Source organism: Caballeronia glebae, assembly GCF_001545035.1.
Lineage (GTDB): Bacteria > Pseudomonadota > Gammaproteobacteria > Burkholderiales > Burkholderiaceae > Caballeronia > Caballeronia glebae.
In genome coordinates, this window is sequence record NZ_FCOJ02000116.1 from 1 (window position 1) to 9692 (window position 9692).

Below are 9692 nucleotides of genomic sequence, written 5' to 3' on the forward strand. Positions count from 1 at the left end.
GAGACAGTTTCACCGCCGGTTGCGAAGGCTCGATCGAAACGCCGGTACCGGGCCTGTTCCTGCATCGCATCATGAATCCGGGCGGGCCGAAGCACGGCATCCAGACGCCCGCGCTCGCGCTGATCGCGCAAGGCAGCAAGCGCCTCATGGTCGGCGACGAGGTCTATATCTACGATCCGATGCACTACCTGGTGTCGTCGGTGGATCTGCCGGTGTGCGGACAGGTGTCGGTGGCAAGCGAGTCCGAGCCGTATCTCGGCATGCGGCTCGATCTCGATGTCGACGAAATCACGTCCTTGATACAGGACGAAAGCCTACCGCCCGCCATGCAGACGGACGCGTCGCGCGGCCTATACGTGAACCGTCTCGGCAACTCGATGCTCGACGCCGTGTTGCGGCTTTTGCGGCTCGTCGACACGCCCGACGACGTGCCGATTCTCGCGCCGCTCGTGAAACGCGAGATTCTGTATCGCCTGCTGATGAACGGATCGGGCGCGCGACTGCGGCAGATCGCGCTGCAGGACAGTCAAACGCAGCGCATCGCGAAGGCAATCCAGTTGCTGCGCCAGCATTTCGACCAGCCATTGCGCGTCGAGGACATCGCGCGCGACGTGCACATGAGCGTGTCGTCGCTGCATCATCATTTCAAGGCCGTCACCGCGATGAGCCCGCTGCAGTATCAGAAGCAGTTGCGGCTGCAGGAGGCGCGCCGCCTGATGATGCTCGATATCGTCGATGCCGCGACCGCCGCGCATCGCGTGGGTTACGAAAGCGCGTCGCAGTTCAGCCGCGAGTACAGCCGCCTCTTCGGCGCGCCGCCGCTGCGCGACACGCGCCGCTGGCGCGAGGCGACCGCCGCCAGCGTCAGCGCATGAATCACGAAACGCGACGCCTGCGCCCGAGCGACGAAATTTCAACGAACCCCTGGCAAGGCGCGCGCGAATGGTCTTGAATGGATTGCCGAGTGGCGATGCGACGGCGCTGCCGCATCGATTTATTTCATCGTCCGCGGAATAGTGCAGCGCTTACGAACGTTCTACGGATACTTCTACAACAAGGAAGATGAAATGAAGAAGCGCATCCAGATGTTCGCCGCTGCCGCAACCGTCGCCACCGCTTTCGCTTCGCTCGCGTCGTCCGCCTATGCTGCGGCGCCGAAAGAATCGAACGGCATGTTCGTCGATGAAAACGGCATGACGCTCTACACCTTCGACAAAGACACGAAAGGCGGCCCGAGCGCGTGCAGCGGCGGCTGCGCGCAAGCCTGGCCCGCCGCGATGGCGAGCGACTCCGACAAGCCGGCCGGAAAATGGACCACGGAAACCGCCGACGGCGGCAAGCAGTGGGCTTACGACGGCAAGCGGGTCTATCGCTTCTCGAAGGACACGAAGCCCGGCGACAAGAACGGGGACAACTTTCGCGACGTCTGGCACGTCGTGAAGCCCTGAGCTTCTTCGCGCGCAATCTGAAAGAAACTTCGCAGCAGGGGCAGGTTCGCGGAATAAATCGGCGGGCCTGCCAGTCTATGAATCAACGGGTAACGACCATGAAACGATCGATCGGCGTGATGGCGCTCCTGATCGCGCTCGGGTTCGCGCTGGGTGCGGCGGGTTGCGCGAGCGGCACGCAAAGTGGGCCGGGCTCGTCAGGCTCGCCGAGCGGGCCGGCCGGCGGAGGCAGCTACTGATGGCGAACGCCCTTGGCGCTTCTCGCATGCAAGCGGGCGCACGGTCTTGAGCTTCGAGAGCGATCTCCTCGCGCATTTGCCGCAGTTGCGTCGCTACGCGCGCGCGCTGACGGGCGATCGCGCCTGGGCCGACGATCTCGTGCAGGACGCGACCGAGCGCGCGCTCAATCGCGTCAAGTCGTTCCGCGCGGGCACGAATTTGCGCGCGTGGCTGTTCACGATCATGCGCAATTTGTATATCGATCAGTTGCGCGGCCGCCGCGATATCGCGGTCGACGATGAAACCGCGCCCTGGCGGCAGATGGCCGCGCCGCGCGGCGAAGTCGATGGCCTCGTGCTGCGCGACGTGCAGCGCGCGCTTTACTGTCTGCCGGTCGAGCAGCGCGAGGTGATGCTGCTCGTGTGCGTCGAGGATATGAGTTATCAGGAGGCATCCGTGGTGTTGAACGTGCCGACCGGAACCGTGATGTCGCGCTTGTCGAGAGCGCGGGAGCACATGCGCGTTCTGCTCGGCGAGGAACCGGGCCGCAAGGCGTCGCCGTCGTCGCTGAAAGTGGTGAGCCGCTCATGAACAGCCAAGACCGTCCGTCCGAAGGCGGCGACCGAATGGGTCCCCCCAAACCCGATCGCGACCTGCAGGCGCTGTCCGCCTTCATCGACGACGAACTTCACGGCGACGAGCGCGACGCCGTGGCCGAGCGCATCGCGAACGATCCCGCGAGCGAGGTGACCGTCGCCGCGTATCGCGCGCAGGACGATGCGCTGCGCGCGCTCTTCGCCGATCAGAGCGAGCCGCAGATCGTGCGCCTGCGGCCACGCTCGCGCGAGCGTTATCTGATCGCGGCATGCTTTCTGGTCGTCGGTGTCGCGTGCGGATTTTTGATGCACATGCTCCTGCCCACGCTCGGCGAGCAACCGCGCTTCGCGGAGCGCGCGGATATCGCGTATGCCGTGTATGCGCCCGAGCAGCGGCACGCGGTGGAAGTGGCGGCGTCGCAGCAGGATCATCTCGTCACGTGGCTGTCGAAGCGGCTGAATCGCGCGGTGACGATTCCGTCGCTGGAGGAGTACGGTTTTCAGCTCGTCGGCGGACGGTTGTTGCCGGACGAGGAGGGGCCGGCCGCACAGTTCATGTATCAGAACGCGGCGGGCGAGCGCCTCACGCTCTACATGACGACCGCCACCATCAGGCGCAACGACAGCAAGATCCGCACGCTGAAAGACGGGCAGCGCACGACGTTCTACTGGGCGTGGGACCGCGTCGGTTATGCGCTCTCGGGGCAGATCGGCGAGGCCAAGTTGCAGGCGATTGCGTATGACACATGCAAGGAACTGGGTGGCGATCCGAAGAGCTGGTGAGCCCGCGAATCGACGAAAAAGGCCGCAACGATAAGTGTCGTTGCGGCCTTTCTCATTGTGCTGCCGTGTTCATTAGTAGCGATGCGGCGGCGGCGGCGCGACATGGTGATGATGGCGCTCCCACTCCTGACGCTGCCAGTAGCGATGACCGTCCCAGTAGCGCTCGCCATGCCAGCCGACCGTCACCCGATGCGGCGCGTCGTGATGCACGTCCGCGGAAGCGACGTTTGCGAGGCCCATGCCCAGCGCGGCGGCAAGGGAAGCGATCAGCAGGCTTTTCTTCGTCTTGTTCATGATATGTGCTCCTTGGTCGTTTGCTTGCGAACGAAACCGCGATTCAACTGGTAGCAGTTTCGTTGAAATCCGCTGCGTGATTCGGAACGGATCAGTCGCGGTAATAATCGTGATGATGGTGATAACCGCCACCGTCCGGCACGACAATGCAGCCCGATAGCGCGCTACTCAACAACACGCCCAACGCTGCAAGGATCGCTAGCTTCTTCATGAGTTTCTCCGTGTGAATCCATGGAGACCAATGTAGCGGTTCGCAAAATGACAAGCCGTGTTCGTTTGTAAGCAAACGTGTAACCGGAAATATTTGCGATCGGCGTCCATAAAGCGCCAGCGACGCGCAGCGCGCCCGTTGCACGCGGCCACGCGACACGTTATCCTGAACTACGATTCAAATTGTCGGAGTGGCTATGTCTCACATCAGCACGGGCGTCGAGTACGCGGTGCACTGCATGCTCTATCTCGCGGAGCCGCCGCACGGCGTGCGCGAGGCGAGCGTGCGCGATCTCGCCGAATTGCAGGGCGTGCCTGCGGAGTACGTCGCGAAGCTCTTCACGAAGCTGCACAAGGCGGGGCTCGTCGTCGCGACGGAAGGCGCGCGCGGCGGCTTTGCGCTCGCGCGTCCGTCGACGGAGATCAGCGTGCTCGACGTCGTGGACGCGATCGACGGCGACAAGCCGCTTTTCGATTGCAGGGAGATTCGTGCGCGCTGCGCGGTGTTCGGCGAGGACGCGCCGCCCTGGGCGACGAGCGGCGTATGCGCCGTTCACGCAGTGATGAAGAACGCGGAGAAGCGCATGCGCGAGGCGCTTGCGGCGGATCGGTTATCGGATCTCGCGGGCCGCATGCATGCAAAGGCGCCGCGCACATTCGGGCCGCAGGTCGTCAAATGGCTCGACGAACGCACCCATCAGCGGCGCGCGGCGAAGCACTGAAACACCTTAGCGGACGATCTTCGGCTTCATGTTCGGCGTGAGCGAAACGCCGACCACGTGACCATCGCGCACGCCGCAGCGGCTATCCACGCGCGTCCATTGTTCCTTGCCGCGCGCCTTCGCGAACGCGCGCATCACGATGACCTGATCGACCGGAATCGGATTTCCGACACTGAAGATCGTAGTATCGGCGTCGATCTTCGCGGAGAGCACGCGGCGGTCGGGCACGATGAGCGTGTCGTACTTCGGTGCGTTCTCCACCCAGCGATCGAACGCAGCGACGCATTGCGCGACGGCATCGGGCACGCGAAGCCTGGTCAGATACGAATAATCCTCCGGCACGTCCGGCGTTTCCTGCGCGTGGACGAGTTGAAACATCGACGCCGACAAAGCGAGCGCGAACAAGGCGGGAGCAAGAATGTTCTTCATGCGATGGGCGATGAAATGGGGCGTTCGGGAACGGTCGGGCAGAGCGCGAATCGCCGGAGCACGGATCGCGTGACTGGCGCTGAAGTGCGGCGCGCGCCTGCGCGGAAGTGGCGCGAAGTATACCGTGTGATGTTTTATGGCGTCGAGTGATTCGCGCATGTCGAATGCCAATCGAAAGCATAGCGCGGCGCGATGTATCCTTTTATGCCGACGAACACGCTGACGAGGCGCGCGATGAAAGCGGTGCGATGGTCGCAACAGGACGGCGCGGGACTGGAGCATCTCGTTCTGAACGAGACGCGCGATGGCGTCGTGATCGAAAGCGCGGTCGTGGGCGACGACGAAGCGCGTGCCTTCGGCCTCGTTTACCGCATCGAATGCGATGCGCGCTGGCAGGTCACGCGGCTCGCGTTGAAGCTGGCGGGCGGCGCATCGCTCGATCTGCATCGCAGAGACGGCAACAACGGCGACGCACACGCATGGACCGATGCGCACGGCGAGCCGCAGGAATCGCTTCGCGGCTGCATCGACGTGGACATCACCGCGACGCCTTTCACCAACACGCTGCCGATCCGCCGCCTGCAACTCGAACGCGGCGAGCGGCGCGTGATCCGCGTGGTCTACGTGCGCGTGCCGGAACTGACCGTGAGCGCGGCGGAGCAGGCTTATACGTGCGTCGAGCCGAATCGTCGTTACCGGTACGAGGGGCTCGATACGGACTTCACGGCTGATATCACGGTGGACGAGAGCGGCCTCGTGCTGGACTATCCGGGTCTCTTCAAGCGCGTCAGTGGGGGCGAGCGGCGATAGCGCCGCCTATTGCCCGATTCAGCGCACGACATTTTGTTCACGATCGATACCATTTCTCACTGTCCCGCGGCGGCGGCAGCGGATCGCGCTCGGCATGTTCGCCGATCTGCGGAAGCGCGCGGCGCCACTTCCCGCATTTTCCGAATTTTCTCGTCAGCAAGGACTAGCCTTGTCTAATGCCAATAATTAAATATGCATTAACCAAGGCGGATCATTAAATCAAATAGAAGGGCAACGTGATAACGGGGATATTTTCATAATTAAGGTGCATTAAACTGTCAATGCATACACACCTCAATACTCCTTAATTAATAATTTATCGCGAAAGGGATAAAATCCCCTTCGCTTTGAAGCTTGCGAAAAATCCAATCAAAATCTCGTTATGCTTGTATATTAAGTACTTACATAATAATAGATTAAAAGATTATTTCTCAAAAGCATACTCATTCCAGCATTATTTCTAGATCATAGCCATCGTTTGCTTAAACATGTCGCTGCTGGCACTGTTCAGCTCATTAGGAAGCGAGAAGTGGCTGTTATCTTTGTCATTGAGCAAAGTGACGTCATAGCCTTTTTCCTTGCAGGCTTCGTAATAGAAGTGAGTTTGGTTCTTGAACCCAGTCGTTTCTTTGGCACCGACATCCAGCAAAATGCGCGGCGCATTTTCTTTTTTCGGAAGATGAAACACGGGGCTCAACAACTGCGCCTGGTCGGCCGTGAGGCGCATCCAGTCGTTAATATTGGTTTCACACAGCGGGCGAATATCGTAAAGTCCGCTCAGGCACAATGCCCCTTTGATGACGTTAGTCGGCACCTGAAAACGATGCTGCCAGTCATCGGCGATCAGCATGCCCGACAGGTGGCCACCGGCCGAACTTCCGCCAATGAAGATACGCTCGGGATCGACGCCAAACTGCGCCGAATTATGATACAGCCAGGCGATAGCGGTGCGCACCTCGCGTACGATTTCGCCAAGCGTCGCTTCAGGTTGAAGCGTATATTCAAGCGTCGCGCACGCGACACCGTGCTGAGTGAAGTTGTCGGCCATTGAACAAGCGTCTTCTTTAGTCTGCGAATGCCAGTAGCCTCCGTGAATAAAGACGAAAAGCGGCGCGGGCTGCTTTAGGGCCGGGAACAAATCCAGACGCTCGGCGGCGCCCATTCCATAATGCAGATCATAGATACCCGCCGTGCGCGACTTTGCGCGTTCTGATCCGTCGTGATACTCCGTCATAAGGGCGTCGAAATTGGGCACGGAACCACGGGCATCATATTGAACGTTTCGGACGTCAATATTTTCAAAATTTAGATCGATCATGATTAATTTCCCTTCTTGAAATTGATACGAACATTTTTTACCATAGCGATTTTATGCACAGTGCCAGGTACCGCGAATTATCTCAGCAAGTTTTCGCCAGCCAGCCGCGGCAGAATGTAGCAGCCTTTTAATTCAAGATAGACAGAAAACGCGCGGGTTATAAAGAATACCGATTTACTGCATGACGTCTTGCCGGGTCTCGCATGATTAGCAAATTGACGAGTGGGCTATGAGTAGTTGTCCATAATTTCCGGCGGCTCACGTTGCAATCCACATGACGCCGCTTGAGCAAATTCAGGTGAACGTGCCCGTACCGCCGTGGGGCGGCGCAGGCGTACACATGCATAGAACCGAACCGGCGTTATCGCTTTGAAGGGTTCGACACGGGCTTCACGCCGAAACTCGTCATGGACAACGACCGCATCGTGCTCGACCATCCCGGCCTTCACGCAAATCGGATGAGCGGCGGCTTCACGCGCGAGAGGCGATAATGGCGCGATCGAACTCGACCCTGCGCGCCAACCCGACGATGACCTCAACTCCATCCAGCACATCTCCGCGTCTCACGAGCCTGTCCCACGGCGGCGGCTGCGGCTGCAAGATCGCGCCCGGCGTGCTCGCCGATCTGCTCAAGCGCGCCACGCCGCTGCCCGCGTTCCCGAATCTTCTCGTCGGCAACGACACCGCCGACGATGCCGCCGTCTACAAGCTCAACGACGAGCAGGCGATCGTCGCGACGACCGACTTCTTCATGCCGATCGTCGACGATCCGTTCGACTTCGGCCGCATCGCCGCGACCAACGCGCTGTCGGACGTCTACGCGATGGGCGGCAAGCCGATTCTCGCGCTCGCGCTCGTCGGCATGCCGATCAACGTGTTGCCGCATGAAGTGATCGCGCAAGTGTTGAAGGGCGGCGAAGCGGTGTGCGCGGAAGCGGGCATTCCCGTGGCGGGCGGCCATTCGATCGATTCCGTCGAGCCGATCTACGGGCTCGCGGCGCTCGGCATCGTGCATCCGTCGCGTGTGAAGCGCAACGCGGACGCGCGCGCCGGCGACGTGCTCGTGCTCGGCAAGCCGCTCGGCGTCGGCGTGCTGTCGGCGGCGCTGAAGAAGGACAAGCTCGATGCCGCGGGCTACAAGGCGATGATCGACGCGACGACCAAGCTCAATCGGCCCGGCGCGGATCTGGCGCAGCTCGACGGCGTGCACGCGCTCACCGACGTGACCGGCTTCGGTCTGCTCGGTCACACGCTGGAACTTGCGCGCGGCGCAAAACTGACGGCGCGCATCCGTTACGCCGACCTGCCGTGGCTGCCGCACGTGCGTGAGTTCGTGCGCGCGGGCATCTACACGGGCGCATCGGGCCGCAACTGGAGCGCATATGGCGACGACATCGTATTGAACGTCGAAGGCGACGAGGCCCGCGCCTTGCTAACCGATCCGCAGACCTCGGGCGGCCTGCTCGTGTCGTGCGCGCCGGAAGCGGTGGACGACGTGCTCGCGATCTTCCGCGCGGACGGCTTCGACGAAGCGGCGGTCATCGGCGAGATGGTGGACGGCCCGGGCCGCATCGATGTGCGCTGATCAAACATAAAAACGCATGCAGGAAGAATCTCCGAAAGCTATTTTCTACGCGCTCGCCGCGAACTTCGGCATCGCCGTCTGCAAGTTCGCGGCGGCGGCGTTCACCGGCTCGGGCGCGATGTTCGCCGAAGCCATCCATTCCACCGCAGATTGCGGCAACCAACTGTTGCTGCTCTTCGGCATCAAACGCGCGCGGGCGCCCGCGAACGTGCTGCATCCGCTGGGCTCGGGGCGCGAGATCTATTTCTACGCGCTGATCGTCGCGCTGCTGCTGTTTTTCGTCGGCGGTGCGTTCTCGGTGTACGAGGGCGCGCATCGGCTGATGCATCACGAGCCCGTGTCGAATCCGGTCGTCGCGCTCGTGATTCTCGGCGTCTCCGTCGTGCTCGAAGCGTTCTCGCTCGCGGGCGCGGTGCGCGAGATTCGCAAGGGCGCGCCCGACAAGACGCTGTGGCGATGGTTTCGCGAGACGCGCGAATCGGAATTGCTGGTGGTCGCGGGCGAAGATGTCGCGGCGCTGCTCGGTCTTGCGATCGCGTTCGCCGCCGTGCTCATGACGATGCTCACGGGCAATCCGGCCTACGACTCGGCCGGCTCGATCGGCGTCGGCGTGCTATTGATGATCGTCGCGTTTCTCGTTGCGCGTGAAGTGAAGTCTATGATCGTCGGCGAATCCGCGAGCCCGGAAGTACGCAAGGCGATCGATGCGCACTTGCGCGCGCGTCCCGAGATAAAACGCATCATCAGTCTCATCACGCTGCAATGGGGCAAGCACGTGGTGGTCGCGGTACAGGCCGAGTTGATCGACTACGCAAGCGGCCGCGCGATGATCGATGCGATCAATCTCATCGAGGACGATCTGCAGCGTGCGTTCCCACAAGTGCGCTGGGTGTTCTTTGAACCCGATGTCGCACGCGATCGCGGCGAACCGACGGCCGCTTGAACGCACACAGCCCGCGGCGGGAGCGCGGCATGCTACCGCTGTCAGGGTTGTCCGGGACCGTTTCTGCTGCGTCGACGACATCGCGTTAGCATACGTCGTGCGCGTCGTCCGCATCGAGTCCCTCAAATTTTCGAGATCTTCATCCGACCCATGCGCAAATTGCTCCTTGCAGTGCTGCTCGTCGTCGTGTCGAGCGTTGTTCCAATCTTTTCGCAGTCCTCCTTCGCCGCAGCCGCCTCCGCGCAGCACGCATCGCAGCCGGTTGCCGCGCTGACGCCGGAACAGGCGCGCGATGCGGTCGCGGTGCTCAACGATCCCGCGCGCCGCTCGCAGGT

13 protein-coding genes are annotated in these 9692 nt (G+C 61.6%); 10 read left to right on the forward strand and 3 right to left on the reverse strand.

Annotated elements, in window-relative coordinates; translation table 11 throughout:
* The 5 genes from AWB82_RS35700 to AWB82_RS35715 form a co-directional block, all read left to right on the forward strand.
* Nucleotides 1–875 (forward strand): AraC family transcriptional regulator (locus AWB82_RS35700; RefSeq protein ID WP_143756981.1); only part of this gene is annotated, 875 nt, incomplete at its 5' end.
* Nucleotides 876–1067: 192 nt separating this feature from the next.
* On the forward strand, nt 1068–1448 hold the full coding sequence (locus tag AWB82_RS35705; RefSeq protein WP_086973969.1) for a COG4315 family predicted lipoprotein: 381 nt from the start codon (nt 1068–1070) through the stop codon (nt 1446–1448).
* 98 nt (nt 1449–1546) lie between these two features.
* On the forward strand, nt 1547–1687 hold the full coding sequence (locus AWB82_RS37835; protein ID WP_159462661.1) for a hypothetical protein: 141 nt from the start codon (nt 1547–1549) through the stop codon (nt 1685–1687).
* Between the two features lie 46 nt (nt 1688–1733).
* Nucleotides 1734–2258 (forward strand): RNA polymerase sigma factor, encoded by a 525-nt coding sequence (locus tag AWB82_RS35710; RefSeq protein WP_086973970.1) that lies wholly within the window; start codon nt 1734–1736, stop codon nt 2256–2258.
* Nucleotides 2255–3046, forward strand: coding sequence for an anti-sigma factor family protein (locus AWB82_RS35715; protein ID WP_086973971.1), 792 nt, complete (start codon nt 2255–2257; stop codon nt 3044–3046). Before AWB82_RS35710 ends, AWB82_RS35715 begins: the two co-directional genes overlap by 4 nt.
* 72 nt (nt 3047–3118) lie before the next feature.
* On the opposite strand, the gene AWB82_RS35720 is transcribed toward AWB82_RS35715, so the two are convergent.
* Nucleotides 3119–3340, reverse strand: a complete 222-nt coding sequence (locus tag AWB82_RS35720; protein WP_086973972.1) for a hypothetical protein — start codon at nt 3338–3340, stop codon at nt 3119–3121.
* Nucleotides 3341–3747: 407 nt separating this feature from the next.
* Between AWB82_RS35720 and AWB82_RS35730 the strand changes: the two genes are divergently transcribed.
* Nucleotides 3748–4272: an RrF2 family transcriptional regulator gene (locus AWB82_RS35730; protein ID WP_086973973.1), complete on the forward strand. Its 525-nt coding sequence runs from the start codon at nt 3748–3750 to the stop codon at nt 4270–4272.
* A gap of 6 nt (nt 4273–4278) precedes the next feature.
* Here AWB82_RS35730 and AWB82_RS35735 read toward each other — a convergent pair whose 3' ends face one another.
* Nucleotides 4279–4701, reverse strand: coding sequence for a BspC domain-containing protein (locus AWB82_RS35735; RefSeq protein WP_086973974.1), 423 nt, complete (start codon nt 4699–4701; stop codon nt 4279–4281).
* A gap of 234 nt (nt 4702–4935) precedes the next feature.
* Between AWB82_RS35735 and AWB82_RS35740 the strand changes: the two genes are divergently transcribed.
* On the forward strand, nt 4936–5511 hold the full coding sequence (locus AWB82_RS35740; protein WP_086973978.1) for a putative glycolipid-binding domain-containing protein: 576 nt from the start codon (nt 4936–4938) through the stop codon (nt 5509–5511).
* Nucleotides 5512–5971: 460 nt separating this feature from the next.
* Here AWB82_RS35740 and AWB82_RS35745 read toward each other — a convergent pair whose 3' ends face one another.
* Entirely contained in the window at nt 5972–6829 is an 858-nt protein-coding gene (locus tag AWB82_RS35745; RefSeq protein WP_200818287.1) for an alpha/beta hydrolase, read from the reverse strand.
* A 529-nt stretch (nt 6830–7358) separates the two neighbouring features.
* On the opposite strand from AWB82_RS35745, the gene selD reads away from it, so the two are divergent.
* From selD to AWB82_RS35760, 3 genes are all read left to right on the forward strand, one after another.
* A complete protein-coding gene (gene selD, locus AWB82_RS35750; protein WP_086973979.1) occupies nt 7359–8414 on the forward strand; it encodes a selenide, water dikinase SelD in 1056 nt (351 codons plus the stop codon).
* 16 nt (nt 8415–8430) lie between these two features.
* A complete protein-coding gene (locus tag AWB82_RS35755; protein WP_086973976.1) occupies nt 8431–9357 on the forward strand; it encodes a cation diffusion facilitator family transporter in 927 nt (308 codons plus the stop codon).
* A gap of 150 nt (nt 9358–9507) precedes the next feature.
* Nucleotides 9508–9692: hypothetical protein (locus AWB82_RS35760; RefSeq protein WP_143756982.1), on the forward strand; the 185-nt coding region annotated here is incomplete at its 3' end.